This is a genomic window from Alcaligenes ammonioxydans (genome assembly GCF_019343455.1).
Taxonomy (GTDB): Bacteria; Pseudomonadota; Gammaproteobacteria; order Burkholderiales; family Burkholderiaceae_B; genus Alcaligenes; species Alcaligenes ammonioxydans.
This window is the reverse complement of the sequence record NZ_CP049362.1, coordinates 3,482,558-3,495,748: the sequence shown is the minus strand read 5'-3', so window position 1 is coordinate 3,495,748 and position 13,191 is coordinate 3,482,558. Positions and strand designations below refer to the sequence as shown.

The 13,191-nt window shown below is 57.9% G+C and carries 19 protein-coding genes; all 19 read right to left on the bottom strand.

What is annotated here, in order from left to right; translation table 11 throughout:
• Nucleotides 1-108: 108 nt before the first annotated feature.
• The 19 genes from tatC to mlaD all read right to left on the bottom strand — a co-directional run bounded on the left by tatC (nt 109) and on the right by mlaD (nt 13,175).
• Entirely contained in the window at nt 109-876 is a 768-nt protein-coding gene (gene tatC, locus FE795_RS15960; protein WP_003805399.1) for a twin-arginine translocase subunit TatC, read from the bottom strand.
• Nucleotides 873-1,364: a Sec-independent protein translocase protein TatB gene (tatB, locus tag FE795_RS15955; RefSeq protein WP_059318133.1), complete on the bottom strand. Its 492-nt coding sequence runs from the start codon at nt 1,362-1,364 to the stop codon at nt 873-875. Before tatB ends, tatC begins: the two co-directional genes overlap by 4 nt.
• A 22-nt stretch (nt 1,365-1,386) precedes the next feature.
• Complete coding sequence (gene tatA, locus FE795_RS15950; RefSeq protein ID WP_219235310.1) at nt 1,387-1,620, bottom strand: Sec-independent protein translocase subunit TatA; 234 nt, start codon at nt 1,618-1,620, stop codon at nt 1,387-1,389.
• 12 nt (nt 1,621-1,632) lie between these two features.
• The gene (locus FE795_RS15945; RefSeq protein ID WP_003805403.1) at nt 1,633-2,001 is read right to left on the bottom strand and encodes a histidine triad nucleotide-binding protein; all 369 of its coding nucleotides are present in this window, start codon (nt 1,999-2,001) and stop codon (nt 1,633-1,635) included.
• 83 nt (nt 2,002-2,084) lie between these two features.
• A complete protein-coding gene (locus FE795_RS15940) occupies nt 2,085-2,438 on the bottom strand; it encodes a phosphoribosyl-ATP diphosphatase (protein ID WP_003805405.1) in 354 nt (117 codons plus the stop codon).
• Complete coding sequence (hisI, locus tag FE795_RS15935) at nt 2,435-2,839, bottom strand: phosphoribosyl-AMP cyclohydrolase (RefSeq protein WP_003805407.1); 405 nt, start codon at nt 2,837-2,839, stop codon at nt 2,435-2,437. The genes FE795_RS15940 and hisI overlap by 4 nt, the downstream gene beginning before the upstream one ends.
• Entirely contained in the window at nt 2,839-3,630 is a 792-nt protein-coding gene (gene hisF, locus FE795_RS15930; protein WP_003805408.1) for an imidazole glycerol phosphate synthase subunit HisF, read from the bottom strand. Before hisF ends, hisI begins: the two co-directional genes overlap by 1 nt.
• Entirely contained in the window at nt 3,627-4,367 is a 741-nt protein-coding gene (gene hisA / locus FE795_RS15925; protein ID WP_003805410.1) for a 1-(5-phosphoribosyl)-5-[(5-phosphoribosylamino)methylideneamino]imidazole-4-carboxamide isomerase, read from the bottom strand. Before hisA ends, hisF begins: the two co-directional genes overlap by 4 nt.
• Nucleotides 4,368-4,444: 77 nt before the next feature.
• A complete protein-coding gene (gene hisH / locus FE795_RS15920) occupies nt 4,445-5,092 on the bottom strand; it encodes an imidazole glycerol phosphate synthase subunit HisH (RefSeq protein WP_219235308.1) in 648 nt (215 codons plus the stop codon).
• A 20-nt stretch (nt 5,093-5,112) separates the two neighbouring features.
• Nucleotides 5,113-5,700 carry an imidazoleglycerol-phosphate dehydratase HisB gene (gene hisB, locus FE795_RS15915; protein ID WP_219235306.1) on the bottom strand — a complete coding sequence of 196 codons (588 nt, stop codon included), beginning with the start codon at nt 5,698-5,700 and terminating at the stop codon, nt 5,113-5,115.
• Nucleotides 5,701-5,725: 25 nt separating this feature from the next.
• Complete coding sequence (gene hisD, locus FE795_RS15910; RefSeq protein ID WP_003805416.1) at nt 5,726-7,030, bottom strand: histidinol dehydrogenase; 1,305 nt, start codon at nt 7,028-7,030, stop codon at nt 5,726-5,728.
• A gap of 129 nt (nt 7,031-7,159) precedes the next feature.
• Complete coding sequence (gene hisG / locus FE795_RS15905; RefSeq protein WP_003805418.1) at nt 7,160-7,834, bottom strand: ATP phosphoribosyltransferase; 675 nt, start codon at nt 7,832-7,834, stop codon at nt 7,160-7,162.
• Nucleotides 7,834-9,093: a UDP-N-acetylglucosamine 1-carboxyvinyltransferase gene (murA, locus tag FE795_RS15900; protein WP_059318136.1), complete on the bottom strand. Its 1,260-nt coding sequence runs from the start codon at nt 9,091-9,093 to the stop codon at nt 7,834-7,836. Before murA ends, hisG begins: the two co-directional genes overlap by 1 nt.
• Nucleotides 9,086-9,334, bottom strand: coding sequence for a BolA family protein (locus tag FE795_RS15895; protein WP_003805423.1), 249 nt, complete (start codon nt 9,332-9,334; stop codon nt 9,086-9,088). The genes murA and FE795_RS15895 overlap by 8 nt, the downstream gene beginning before the upstream one ends.
• 4 nt (nt 9,335-9,338) lie before the next feature.
• Complete coding sequence (locus FE795_RS15890) at nt 9,339-10,097, bottom strand: ABC transporter permease (RefSeq protein WP_051010478.1); 759 nt, start codon at nt 10,095-10,097, stop codon at nt 9,339-9,341.
• A 95-nt stretch (nt 10,098-10,192) separates the two neighbouring features.
• Nucleotides 10,193-10,984, bottom strand: coding sequence for an ABC transporter ATP-binding protein (locus FE795_RS15885; RefSeq protein ID WP_003805427.1), 792 nt, complete (start codon nt 10,982-10,984; stop codon nt 10,193-10,195).
• 186 nt (nt 10,985-11,170) lie between these two features.
• Complete coding sequence (locus tag FE795_RS15880; protein ID WP_003805429.1) at nt 11,171-11,842, bottom strand: MlaC/ttg2D family ABC transporter substrate-binding protein; 672 nt, start codon at nt 11,840-11,842, stop codon at nt 11,171-11,173.
• Nucleotides 11,843-11,880: 38 nt separating this feature from the next.
• Nucleotides 11,881-12,660, bottom strand: a complete 780-nt coding sequence (locus tag FE795_RS15875; protein ID WP_003805431.1) for an MlaA family lipoprotein — start codon at nt 12,658-12,660, stop codon at nt 11,881-11,883.
• 38 nt (nt 12,661-12,698) lie between these two features.
• Complete coding sequence (mlaD, locus tag FE795_RS15870) at nt 12,699-13,175, bottom strand: outer membrane lipid asymmetry maintenance protein MlaD (RefSeq protein WP_003805432.1); 477 nt, start codon at nt 13,173-13,175, stop codon at nt 12,699-12,701.
• Nucleotides 13,176-13,191: the final 16 nt, after the last annotated feature.

Genomic DNA, 13,191 nt, shown 5'->3' with positions numbered 1-13,191 from the left:
GTGGCTATAAAAAAATGGCTCTCTTGCCTTGCCCTGTCCAGGGCCGCACGGAGAGCCATATTTTTGGGTCGGGGTGATGCAGGGATGTCCTGTGGTACGCCTAGGGGCTTACAGGTCCAGCTCCCGACTTTCACTACTTTCTGTTTCCCGTTTCTTGATCAGGCTGGCGGCCAGGATGCCTAATTCGTAGAGCAGGCACAGTGGCGCTGCCAACAGAAGTTGACTGACCACATCGGGAGGCGTCACGATGGCGGCAATCACGAAGGCGCCCACGATGACGTAGCCACGGATTTCACGCAGCTTGGCCACCGTGACCACCCCGGTTTTTACCAGCAGGATAACGGCGATAGGCACTTCAAACGTAATGCCAAAGGCCAGGAACATCGTCATGACAAAGCCCAGGTAGGCTTCGATGTCAGGGGCGGGCGTGATCGATTGCGGGGCAAACGACGCGATGAAGTGAAAGACCGTGCGAAATACGACGAAATAGCAAAAGGCCATCCCGGCGATGAACAGCAGCGTGCTGGTCATGATCAGGGGCAGAGCCAGTTTCTTCTCGTGGTTATAGAGGCCAGGGGCGATAAAAGCCCAGGCCTGGTACAGCACGATGGGCAAGGCCAGCACAAAAGCGGCCATCAAGGTGACCTTGACCGGCACCATAAAGGGGGTGATGACCCCGGTGGCGATCATGCGGGTCCCTTCTGGCAGGGAGCTCATCATGGGCTGGGCCAGCACATCATAAATGGCTGAGGCGCCCGGATAAGTGAACAACACAATAAATATCCCTACCACGGCGATGACTGCGCGCAACAAACGTGTGCGCAGCTCGACCAGGTGGGAGATAAACGTATCTTCTTGAGGCGTTTCGGTGCTCATGCCGTTGGTCCTTTAGAGGGTTGGGCGGGAGCATCCGTAGGACGGGGAGCGTCGTCACTGGCCGGCGCATGAGGCGCTGGCTGGGCGGCTGCATCCGGGGCCGGCGGCTTGATGGCCGGTTCTGCCAAAGGAGCGTCGGGCGTGGCAGGGGCGCTTTCGGACGTATCCGAAAAGGCCTTGCGTGCCGATTCCGACGCATTGTGCAGGGTATCGCGTGCTTCGGTCAGAGGCTGGCTGATGCTTTTGCCCGTGTCTTCGACCGAACTGCGTACCGAGCGGGCAGCTTCCTCCATCTGGTCTTTGAGTTTATTGACCTCATCCAGATTGATTTCGCGTTGGATATCGGTCTTGACCTCGTTGACGTAGCGCTGCGCGCGGCCAAGCAAATGGCCTACGGTGCGCGCTACTTTGGGCAGACGTTCGGGACCGATGACGATCAGGGCGACCACTCCAATCAGGAGCAGCTCGCTAAAGCTGACATCAAACATTCAGACTCACACAAGAAGGGGGTCAGGCGCGATCGGACTTTTCCTTGGCCTGAACGTCGATCGTTTGAGAATCTGCAGCACGCTGGCTGACGCTTTCGGGTGTTTTTTCTTCTTCACCCACGTCTTTCATGCCTTCTTTAAAACCCTTGACTGCGCCGCCCAGGTCCGAGCCAATGTTGCGCAGTTTTTTGGTGCCGAAAACCAGGGCGACGATGACCAGAACGATCAGCCAGTGCCAAATGCTAAAGCTACCCATAATGTATCTCCCTTAAGCAGCCATGGCTGCGCGTTGTTGCCATGGGCGCTCACCGCCCAAGATGTGCATGTGTAAATGGTTGATTTCCTGTCCGCCATCCAAACCGTTGTTGATGACAATACGGAAACCGCCTTCGGGGCCGGGGCGACAACCAGCCTGTGCGGCCAGGGAAGGTGCCAAAGCCATCATTTTACCCAACCATTCGCTATCCTGGTTCGAGACGTCCTGCATGGAGACGACGTGTTTTTTGGGAATGACCAGAATATGAACTGGAGCGGCGGGGTTGATGTCGTGAAATGCCAGAAAGTCTTCGTCCTCGTACACTTTTTTGGACGGAATCTGACCGGCAGCAATTTTACAAAACAGACAGTTCTCGCTCATAGCAACCTCGGTAGCGAAGCATTCGCCAGGCGAATGCTGAAAATCTAGGTATTCGGACAGTGTAGCGCGACTAGATGACAGGATTACACCTGATCCTTAGGTCGCGAAGCTTTTTCTTCCAGGCCCGATGTGCCCTCGCGGCGCAACAGCTCTGTGAGTACATCGCGAGGCTCCAGACCATAATAGGTCAGCGCCACCAGACTATGAAACCACAGATCTGCCGTTTCGTAGACAATACGCTCGCGCTCCTGATCCTTGGCGGCCATGACCAGCTCGGTTGCCTCTTCGCCAATCTTTTTCAAGAATGCATCCGGACCTTTGGCCAGCAATTTGGCGGCGTAGGATGAGGACGGGTCACCCCCTTGAGCAGGTAAACGGGATTTCAAGGTCCGGCCAAGGTGGTCGAGAATGGTCTCGACGGTAGGTTGTTCGCTCATCGGTAAATATGCTCCGGGTCTTTCAGTACAGGATCGACCGTTACCCATTGTGCCTGATCGCTCTGGCCTTGCAGCTGACGATAAAAGCAGCTTTCCCGCCCGGTATGGCAGGCAATCTGGCCAAGTTGTTCCACGCTGAGCAAAATAACGTCGCCATCGCAATCCAGGCGCAAGTCGCTGACATGTTGAACATGACCGGACTCCTCGCCCTTGCGCCACAGACGCTGGCGGGAGCGCGACCAATACACGGCACGACCCGTGCTGACGGTCTCTTGCAAGGACTCCTGGTTCATCCAGGCGACCATCAGGATTTTGCCCGTTGCCTGGTCTTGCGCAATGGCGGGGATCAAGCCGTGTTCATCAAAGCGAATTTCAGCCAGCCAAGCCGGTAAGTCAGCCATTAGCGTCGCACCTGAATACCCTGCGCAGCCATGAACGCTTTGGCTTCGGCAATAGTGTGTTGACCATAGTGGAAAATGCTGGCGGCCAGTACGGCGCTGGCGCCGCCCTTGATCACCCCATCGGCCAGATCCTGCAGTCCACCGACTCCGCCCGAGGCAATGACGGGCACAGAGACGGCATCGGCCACAGCACGAGTCAGCTCAAGGTCAAATCCGGACTTGGTGCCGTCGCGATCCATGCTGGTCAGCAGCAGTTCGCCGGCACCGTATTCGGCCATTTTCGCGGCCCATTCCACCACATCCAGTCCGGTCCCGCGACGTCCGCCGTGGGTAAAGACTTCCCAGCGGGGAGCCTCATTGCCGGTACTGACACGACGTGCATCGATGGCGACAACCATGCACTGCTTGCCATGATGGTCACTGGCCGCACGTACCAGATCAGGGTTGCTGATGGCAGCGCTGTTGATGGAAACCTTGTCCGCACCGGCATTGAGCAAGCGCTGGATATCAGCCACTTCGCGAACACCGCCACCGACCGTCAAAGGGATGAAGATCTGGCTGGCCACCTGTTCGATGATGGGCAAAATCAGATCGCGGTTATCCGAGGTGGCGGTAATGTCCAGGAAAGTCAGCTCGTCGGCACCCTGATCGTTGTATTTGCGGGCGATCTCGACCGGATCACCTGCATCGACCAGATCCACAAAGTTGATCCCCTTGACCACCCGACCGGCGGTGACATCCAGACAGGGGATAATGCGGCAGGCTAATTCGTTGGCAGCAACCTGGCTCATGCCGGGTACTCGTCAGCAAATGTCTGTGCCTCGGCAAAATCCAGGGTGCCTTCGTAGATGCTGCGTCCCAAAATGACGCCTTCAATCCCTTCGTGCTCGACCGCGCACAGCTCTTCGATGTCTTTCAGATTGGTGACACCACCCGAAGCGATGACGGGAATCTTGACATGCTGGGACAGCTTGACAGTGGCTTCGATGTTCACGCCGCTCAGCATGCCATCACGGCCAATATCGGTATAAATAATGGATTCGCAGCCGTAGTCTTCAAATTTCTTGGCCAGGTCCAGTACGTCGTGGCGGGTCAGCTTGCTCCAGCCGTCGGTGGCGATTTTGCCATCACGGGCGTCCAGACCAACAATGATGCTGCCGGGAAAGGCGCTGCAGGCATCCTGCAGGAAACCGGGGCTTTTGACCGCGGCGGTGCCGATAATGACGTAGCTCATGCCGGCGTCCAGGTAGCGCTCGATGGTGTCCAGGTCGCGGATGCCGCCACCGATCTGCACGGGAATCTCACCGTCGACGGCTGCAATAATGGACTTGATGGCCTCGCTGTTCTTGGGTTTTCCGGCAAAGGCGCCGTTCAGATCCACCAGATGCAGGCGTCGGGCCCCTTGCTCTAGCCACTGTGTTGCTATTTTGGCCGGATCATCCGAGAAAATAGTGGCATCGTCCAGGTCACCCTGGCGAAGGCGCACACAACGCCCGTCTTTAAGGTCGATGGCGGGAATCAAAAGCATGGTCTTTAGCCGTAAAAAACGTAAGAAATACTGGGTCGGAAAAAGTCAGAAAAACGCCAGGAAGCTTTCTTGAAAAATCATGGCTTCCAGTGGGCGAAATTCCGGAACAGTTGCAGGCCGTTGTCTGCGCTTTTCTCAGGATGGCATTGCAACGCAAAAATATTAGCGTTTGCGATCGCCGAGGTAAAGCATTGGCCGTAGTGCGTCGAACCACAAGTTTGATCTATATGCAGCGGATCGACAAAGTAGCTGTGTACAAAGTAAAAGAACGCACCATCCTCAATGCCCGCCCATAAGGGATGATCCCGAGTCTGGTGGACTCGGTTCCAGCCAATATGAGGCACTTTCAATGCGGAGCCGCCGGTGTGCTCGCTGCTTTTGTAATTCGGACCTTCAAAGCGGCGTACCTGTCCGGGAATCAGGCCCAGGCAGGGAACATTGCCTTCCTGGCTGGAATCGAACAGCATCTGTTCGCCTACGCAGATACCCAGCAAGGGTTTGCTGCGGGCGGCGGTCAGCAAGGCATCACGCAAGCCGGACTGGTCCAGATGGGCCATGCAGTCGGGCATGGCGCCCTGACCGGGTAATACGACCCGGTCCGCATCCAGAATGGCTTGAGGGGTTTGAGCAAGAACAACGCGCGCCTCGGGTGAGGCGGCATGCAGTGCCCGGGCAACTGAGAAGATGTTGCCCGAACCGTAATCGACAATAGCGATAGTGGTCACGATGTGTGTCCGAAGGACGTTTACAGAACCCCTTTGGTCGAAGGCACCACGCCTTCGCTACGTGGGTCCAGCTCCAGAGCCATGCGCAATGCTCGGCCAAAGGCTTTGAACACGGTTTCGCACTGATGGTGTGCGTTTTCACCGCGCAGGTTATCGATGTGCAAGGATACCAGGGCGTGATTGACAAAGCCCTGGAAAAACTCGCGTGCCAAGTCTACATCGAACTGGCCGATTCGTGCGCGGGTGAAGGGCACAAAATAAACCAGGCCGGGACGACCGGAGAAGTCCACCACCACGCGCGAGAGCGCTTCGTCCAGCGGAACATAGGAATGTCCGTAGCGGCGCAGACCGGCCTTGCTGCCCACAGCTTTGGCAAAGGCCTGGCCCAGCGCAATGCCGATATCCTCGACGGTATGATGGTCGTCGATGTGAGTATCGCCTTCACAATGCACGTCCAGATCGATCAGGCCGTGTCGGGCGATCTGGTCCAGCATGTGGTCCAGAAAAGGCACGCCACTGTTGAGCGAGTGACGGCCGGTGCCGTCCAGGTTTACAGCCACGCGGATGCGGGTTTCGTTGGTATTGCGGGTAATCTCGGCGGTACGCATGTCAGAGCCGGCGGCAAGGCCGGTATCAGGATTGGTTCAATCGGAATTGCGCGCTGGCAGCGTGGGCGTAAAGCCCCTCGCCTTGTGCCAGCGTAGCGGCTATGGGTCCCAGTGTCTGGGCGCCTGATTCTGAAACCTGAATAATGCTGCTGCGTTTCTGGAAATCGTAGACGCCCAACGGCGACGAGAAACGCGCAGTGCGTGCCGTCGGCAGGACATGATTGGGCCCGGCACAGTAATCGCCCAGCGATTCGGAACTGTAGGGGCCCAGGAAAATGGCGCCAGCATGGCGGATTTTGCTCAACAGGTCCTGGGCATTCCGGGTAGAGACTTCCAGGTGTTCTGGCGCGATATGGTTGCTGATCTTACAGGCCTCGTCCAGATCGCGGACATGGATCAGGGCGCCGCGACCGGACAGGCTGCGGCGAATGATGTCCGCACGTGGCATGGTGGGCAACAGGCGTTCGATAGCTGCCTCAACCTGGTCCAGGAAGTCGGCATCGGGACACAGCAAGATGGCCTGAGCCAGCTCGTCGTGTTCAGCCTGGGAGAACAGGTCCATGGCTACCCAGTCTGCGGGCGCGCTGCCGTCGCTGATGATCAGGATCTCGGACGGGCCGGCAATCATGTCGATGCCCACGACCCCAAACACCCGGCGTTTGGCAGCGGCGACGTAGGCATTGCCGGGGCCGACAATCTTGTCGACCGCCGGGATGGTGTCTGTGCCGTAGGCCAGAGCGCCCACGGCTTGCGCGCCACCAATGGTGAACACGCGGTCTACACCACCCAGAGCGGCCGCAGCCAGCACGATGGGGTTGCGCACGCCATCGGGTGTGGGCGTGACCATGATCAACTCTGGAACGCCGGCCACTTTGGCGGGAATGGCGTTCATCAGGACTGAGGAGGGGTAAGCGGCCTTGCCACCGGGAACATACAGTCCCACGCGATCCAGGGGGGTGACTTGCTGACCCAGCACCGTGCCGTCAGGCTCTGTATAGGTCCAGGTTTCGCTGCGTTGGTGCTCGTGGTAGCGACGCACACGTTCGGCAGCCTGCTCCAGCGCCTTGCGCTGGTCGGCCGGCAAACTCTCCAAAGCGGCCAATAGTTCCGCCTTGGGGATTTCCAGCGCGCTGGCCTGTTCAACAGTCAGCCGGTCAAAGCGTTGCGTGTAGTCCAGCAAGGCCGTGTCTCCCTCATGCTGGATACGATGCAGGATCTGGGCACAGGCGTGCTCGATCGATTCGTCTTCGGACGCTTCGTAAGCCAGTAGGGTGCGCAGCTCAGCATCGAACTGGGCGGATTGGGAGGTTAGGCGATGGATCAGTGACATGTCGCAACAGGAAAAGGCTAAGGTTCAAAGGCCAGTGTATAACATTTCGCCCAGGCAAAAGGCGGTCTGCGCCTTTTGCACAAGCAGGATTGACAGACGTTTTGCCCCTTATGGGAAGAAGGGGTGGGTTTACTCGTCCAGGGAAGCACGCGAGAAGGCGTCGATCAGGGGTTGCAATTGCGCGCCACGGTTTTTCATGGCGGCCTGATTGACGATCAAACGCGAGGAAATGGGGGTGATGTCTTCCACTTCCACCAGCTTGTTAGCGCGCAGGGTGCCGCCGCTGGAGACCAGATCCACAATCGCATCGGCCAGGCCGACCAGCGGGGCCAGTTCCATGGAGCCATACAGCTTGATCAGGTCCACATACACGCCCTTGCTGGCGAAGTGTTCACGAGCCGCACGCGTGTATTTGGTGGCGATGCGCAGGCGCGAGCCCTGTTTGACGGCCGAGTGGTAGTCAAAGCCTTCGGCCACGGCCACACACAGACGGCATCGGGCGATGTTCAGATCCACCGGTTGGTACAGGCCGCCAGGGTGCTGTTCCATGTGCTCGTACAACACATCCTTGCCGGCAATCCCGATATGGGCGGCGCCGTATTGCACATAGGTGGGCACGTCGGTAGCACGCACAATAATCAGACGCAGGTCCGGATTGTTGGTGGGCAGGATGAGTTTGCGCGACGTCTCCGGGCTTTCCAGTACCTTGATGCCCGCCTCTTCCAGCAAAGGCAGGGTTTCGTCAAAAATCCGGCCTTTGGACAAGGCCAGCGTCAGAGGTTGATTTAAACCGGCGGGACTCATTAGGTTTCCTTGCTGCTGATTCGCTCGATATTGGCGCCGACGGCTTGAAGCTTGGCTTCCATACGGTCGTAGCCACGGTCCAGATGGTAGATGCGTTCGACGGTGGTGTCACCCCGGGCCGCCAGGCCCGCAATGACCAGGCTGGCTGACGCACGCAGATCGGTTGCCATGACGTTGGCGCCGGTCAGGAAGGGAGCGCCGGTAACGACGGCCATATGACCTTCGATATCGATCTGCGCGCCCAGGCGGTTGAGCTCCTGCACATGCATGTAGCGATTTTCAAAGATGGTTTCCACGACCGAGGCGGTGCCCTCGGCAATGGTATTCAAGGCCATCAGTTGAGCCTGCATGTCAGTGGGAAAGCCGGGGTATTCGCTGGTGCGAAAGCTAACGGCTTTGGGGCGACCCTCCATGCTGGCCTTGATCCAGTCCGGGCCGGTTTCAATATGCAGACCGGCTTCACGCAACTTATCGAGCGTGGCGCCCATGGCGTCGGCATCGGTATTGCGCAAGGTCAGTTCGCCACCGGTGGCGGCCACGGCGCACAGGAAAGTTCCTGCTTCGATACGATCTGGGCAGATGGTGTGCTTGGCACCGTGCAGGCGTTCGATCCCGTCAATCACGATGCGGTCGGTACCGTGGCCCTGAATCTTGGCGCCCATTTTGATCAGCAGTTCGGCCAGATCGATAATTTCGGGCTCGCGCGCTGCGTTCTCAAGAATGGTTTGGCCTTCAGCCAGAACGGCCGCCATCATCAGGTTTTCTGTGCCGGTGACCGTCACCATATCGGTACGCACCACTGCACCGCGCAAACGTTTGGCACGGGCATTCACAAAGCCGTGTTCGACATGGATTTCCGCACCCATGGCAGCCAGGCCTTTGATGTGCTGATCCACCGGGCGCTGGCCAATGGCGCAACCACCGGGCAGGCTGACGCGGGCCTCGCCAAAGCGGGCCAGCAGGGGACCCAGCACCAGAATGGAGGCGCGCATGGTTTTCACCAGTTCGTAGGGTGCTTCCAGTTTGGTGATGTTGGCTGCGTTCAGCTCCAAGGTGCCATTGCGTTCCTGCCTGACCCCTAACTGACCCAAAAGCTTCAGGGTAGTGTCAATGTCGCGCAGACGCGGGACATTGTCCAGATAGACCGTGTCGGCAGTCAGTAAACTGGCGCACAGAATAGGCAGGGCGGCGTTTTTGGCGCCAGAGACGGTGATCTCGCCATGCAGGCGCTGGCCACCTGTGATGCGTAATTTATCCATTCGGATTGGCCTTGTATTCGTCGGGGGTAAGCGTGCGCATGGACAAGGCGTGGATCTCGGCCTTCATCCGGTCGCCCAGCGCCTTGTAGACCAGTTGGTGACGGGCAATCAGGCGTTTACCTTCAAAGGCGGGGCTGACGATCAGGGCTTCAAAGTGCGAACCATCGCCTTGTACTTGCAGGTGTTCACAGGGCAGGTTGTCGGCAATGTATTGGTGAACTTGTTCGGGAGTCGGCAACATGAAATCAATTCCGTAATTTATAGCCTGAGGCAAGCAGGCGTAGCGAAATCAGACACAGCGCAACAAAGACGCTGGCGACAACGGTCAGGCTGAACCAGGGAGAAATATCCGAGGCGGCGAAAAAACCGTAGCGGAACCCGTCAATGGTATAGAGCAACGGATTCCAGTGTGAAACAGTTTGCCAGAAGGGCGGCAGGCTATGGATCGAATAGAACACGCCCGACAGAAAGGTGGCCGGCATGATCAGAAAGTTCTGAAACGCGGCCAGCTGGTCGAATTTTTCGGACCACAAACCAGCGATCAGACCCAAGGCGCCCATGATGCCGCAAGACATGATGGCAAAGACCAATACCCACATCGGCTTGGCAATGGGCAAGGAGACAAAGAACAGGGAAACCAGCCAGACACATAGCCCCACACAGATGCCACGTGCGATGGAGGCAAGCAGGTAGGCGGCAAAAATTTCGCGGTGCGAGAGCGGCGGCAGCAGAATAAAGACCAGATTGCCGGTGATGCGACTTTGAATCAAGGACGATGAGGGGTTGGCAAAGGCGTTTTGCAGCATGCTCATCATCATCAGGCCCGGGATCAGGAAAGCAGTGTAGGGCACGGAGTCATAGACGGTGACGCGGCCTTCCAGCACATGGGCGAAAATCAGCAGATACATCAGCGCCGTCAGTACCGGGGCGGCAATCGTCTGAAAGCCCACTTTCCAAAAGCGCATCAGCTCCTTGCGCAGCAGGGTGGGAAAGCCCGAGCCCATCTTGGGTTGTGGAGGCAGACTCAGGGTACCGGTTTTGGGTCTGGGCGTATCACTGTGTTGGGGAACGCCCCAGTGTTTGGGAGAGTGGTTTGGGTTCACAGGGCGACTCCCATTTTTCCTTCGTTGTGCATGATGCGCACAAATGCATCCTCCAGATCATGGCCGCCTGCGCGCTCCATGATGGCTTGCGTGGTGTCCAGTGCCACGATTTTGCCACTTTTGAGCATGGCCAGCCGGCCACAGAGCGCCTGGGCTTCTTCCAGGTAGTGGGTGGTCAGCAAGATGGTGTGACCTTGCTGGTTCAGACGGATGATGAACTCCCACAAGGTGCGGCGCAGGTCCACGTCCACGCCGGCAGTGGGCTCGTCCAGAATGATGACCGGAGGGCGATGCACCAGCGCCTGGGCTACCAGCACGCGACGCTTCATGCCACCGGACAAGGCGCGCATATTGGTGTCGGCTTTGTCACTCAGGGCCAGATTGGCCAGAATCTCGTCAATCCAGTCGTCATTGTTTTTCAGGCCGAAGTAGCCTGATTGCAGCCGCAGGGTTTCCCGGACTGTGAAGAAAGGATCGTACACAATTTCCTGCGGCACCACGCCCAGTGACTGGCGTGCCTTCTGGTATTGGGTACGCACATCGTAACCACAGACGCTGACCTGACCGCTGGTGGGACGGGTCAGACCGGCCAGCATGGAAATCAAGGTTGTCTTGCCGGCCCCATTGGGTCCGAGCAAACCGAAAAATTCGCCATGTTCGATAGTCAGGCTGACCTGATCGACGGCCAGAAAACCGGCATCGGCACGGGGTTGTGAAAACAGGCTTTTGAGCCCCCGTCGTTGGGGGGCAAAGCGTTTGCTGACGTTATCAAGTTTGAAGGCGGACATGGCAAATTGAGTTGGCCTGACGCGGGTGGTGCGAAGCGGGACGTCGCCGTGGCGTCTTTGTTAACTAAACAGGCCTACGCGCTGGCGTAGACCTGTTGGGGGGTGGTCAGGCTCTTTATTATAGAGTACGACGCTGGTCTGCTTAACAATGCCCCAGCCCAGGCGCCGTGTTTGCCACGGCTGGGCTTAACTGTTCTGCTTGTTCAGCGCATCAATCAGACCGTCAATACCACCTTGCTCAATTTGCTGGGCGAACTGGTTGCGGTAGTTCTGGATCAGCCAGATGCCTTCCACGTTCAGGTCGTAAATCTTCCAGCCGTCGGCCGTTTTTTCCAGGCGGTAGTCCACACCCACAGGGCCGCCATTGGGCTGGGTCAGTGACGAGCGCACGACGACGTCGTCGGCACTGGCATCCCCGCGGAAGGGCAAAATAGTCAGCTGGGTGTTGTCATCCACGCGGGACAAGGCGCCGCTGTACGTGCGAACCAGGGTGCCCTTGAACGCGTCGACCAGTTTCTGACGCTGTTCGGGGCTGGCTTGACGCCAGTAGCGACCGGCGGAAAGACGGGTCGTTTTTTCCAGGTTCACGTAAGGCATGATGTTTTCATTCACAGCCGCCAGAATGGCAGTCCGGTCCCCTTTGCGGATGGACTCGCTTTGTTTGACGACCTTCAATGCTTGATTGCCGACCGTTTCAACAAATTTGTTGGGCTCGCCTTTGGGATCAGCTGCTTGTGCTTGTGCGCCTAGCGAGGACAAACACAGGGCCAGGGCCGCACAGACGGTCAGAATCCAGGAAAACAGGCGGGAGGGAGAGGACTGCAAAGCAGTCCCGCCCGGGGCGGGACGGGAAATCATAAAAAACTCCAGATGAATGGTCGGCGGGCAGGGCGTTTTTATTCGTCTGCGTCCGAGTAGTCAGGCAAATCCTGGCTGGTGTCACCGCCGGTGCGGCGGGCTTGCACCATCGCATGACGTCGCTGCAGGTAAGCGTCGCGTATGAAGCTGTAGCGGTCAAGGGCGATGTCGTTAACAAGTTTTTCTGTGTCCAGGAGCCCGGCGCGAGCATCCACAGCCCACAGGCCCATGATGCTGTTGCGTACGGGGACATCCTTGATGGCCATGATCGGGCCAGTGGACGAGAAACCTTCCAGGAAGCTGGTGCCGCGTGCCACACCGTCACGGACGGTGCTGGGCCCGAAGAAGGGCAGCATGACGTAGGGGCCGGATTTGACACCCCATACACCCAGCGTTACGCCAAAGTCGTTAGGGATGCGCTTGGAGCCGTTCATGGTGGCAACGTCGATACAGCCGCCCAGACCCATGGTGGAGTTAAACAGTACCCGACCCAGGGTATTGAAGAAGTCGACGTGCTCGCCTTGCAGGAAGCTGTTGACTGCTGACCAGGCATCACCCATGTTGTTGAAAATGTTACTGATACATGTGCGTACAGGTTGGGGCGTCAGTGCCGTATAGCCTTCCGCAATTGGTTTGATCAGCGCGCCGTCCACGTTTTCGTTAAAGGCGTAGATGCCGCGGTTCATGCTCTCCCAGGGGTCCTGGGGATTGGGGTTGGGCACACTGGCGCAACCGGCCACAAGTGCTGCGCTGGCACCGATCAGGCTCAAACGGACTGCACGGGGCAGGGAGTAGGAGCGGTGGGTGGTTGTATTCATGGTTGTGTCGTCTGTAATGAGCATGAGGCAGCGTTGTATCACTCCGATTTGGAGCCGCCGTCCTTGGAGGCTGTGTTGTAGAGGAACTTGCTGATCAGTTCTTCAAGCACAACCGCGCTTTGGGTATAGGTAATGGTGCTGCCGCTTTGCAGATCCTTGTCGTCACCGCCTGCGGTCAGGCCAATGTACTGCTCGCCCAGCAGGCCCGATGTCAGAATCGAGGCCGAGGTATCGACAGGGAACTTGTAATGTTCATCCATATCCAGGGTGACGACCGCCTTGAAGTCCTGATTGTCAAAACCGATCGAACTCACCCGGCCAACAACCACGCCGCTGGCCTTGATAGGCGCGCGGGGTTTCAAGCCCCCAAGATTATCGAACTTGGCCGAGACCTGGTAGGTCTTGGCAAAGGAAAAAGAATTGAGGTTACCCGCACGCAGGGCCAGGAATGCCAGTGCGACCAGCCCCAGCAAGACAAACAGGCCAACCCAGAAATCGGTTTTGTCGCGATTCATAACTGAGTAATTCCTA

Coding starts and splice junctions, on each gene's coding strand:
- tatC (WP_003805399.1), bottom strand. CDS start 876: ATGAGCACCGAAACGCCTCAAGAAGATACGTTTATCTCCCACCTGGTC.
- tatB (WP_059318133.1), bottom strand. CDS start 1,364: ATGTTTGATGTCAGCTTTAGCGAGCTGCTCCTGATTGGAGTGGTCGCC.
- tatA (WP_219235310.1), bottom strand. CDS start 1,620: ATGGGTAGCTTTAGCATTTGGCACTGGCTGATCGTTCTGGTCATCGTC.
- FE795_RS15945 (WP_003805403.1), bottom strand. CDS start 2,001: ATGAGCGAGAACTGTCTGTTTTGTAAAATTGCTGCCGGTCAGATTCCG.
- FE795_RS15940 (WP_003805405.1), bottom strand. CDS start 2,438: ATGAGCGAACAACCTACCGTCGAGACCATTCTCGACCACCTTGGCCGG.
- hisI (WP_003805407.1), bottom strand. CDS start 2,839: ATGGCTGACTTACCGGCTTGGCTGGCTGAAATTCGCTTTGATGAACAC.
- hisF (WP_003805408.1), bottom strand. CDS start 3,630: ATGAGCCAGGTTGCTGCCAACGAATTAGCCTGCCGCATTATCCCCTGT.
- hisA (WP_003805410.1), bottom strand. CDS start 4,367: ATGCTTTTGATTCCCGCCATCGACCTTAAAGACGGGCGTTGTGTGCGC.
- hisB (WP_219235306.1), bottom strand. CDS start 5,700: ATGCGTACCGCCGAGATTACCCGCAATACCAACGAAACCCGCATCCGC.
- hisD (WP_003805416.1), bottom strand. CDS start 7,030: ATGTCACTGATCCATCGCCTAACCTCCCAATCCGCCCAGTTCGATGCT.
- hisG (WP_003805418.1), bottom strand. CDS start 7,834: ATGAGTCCCGCCGGTTTAAATCAACCTCTGACGCTGGCCTTGTCCAAA.
- murA (WP_059318136.1), bottom strand. CDS start 9,093: ATGGATAAATTACGCATCACAGGTGGCCAGCGCCTGCATGGCGAGATC.
- FE795_RS15895 (WP_003805423.1), bottom strand. CDS start 9,334: ATGTTGCCGACTCCCGAACAAGTTCACCAATACATTGCCGACAACCTG.
- FE795_RS15890 (WP_051010478.1), bottom strand. CDS start 10,097: ATGGGCTCGGGCTTTCCCACCCTGCTGCGCAAGGAGCTGATGCGCTTT.
- FE795_RS15885 (WP_003805427.1), bottom strand. CDS start 10,984: ATGTCCGCCTTCAAACTTGATAACGTCAGCAAACGCTTTGCCCCCCAA.
- FE795_RS15880 (WP_003805429.1), bottom strand. CDS start 11,842: ATGATTTCCCGTCCCGCCCCGGGCGGGACTGCTTTGCAGTCCTCTCCC.
- FE795_RS15875 (WP_003805431.1), bottom strand. CDS start 12,660: ATGAATACAACCACCCACCGCTCCTACTCCCTGCCCCGTGCAGTCCGT.
- mlaD (WP_003805432.1), bottom strand. CDS start 13,175: ATGAATCGCGACAAAACCGATTTCTGGGTTGGCCTGTTTGTCTTGCTG.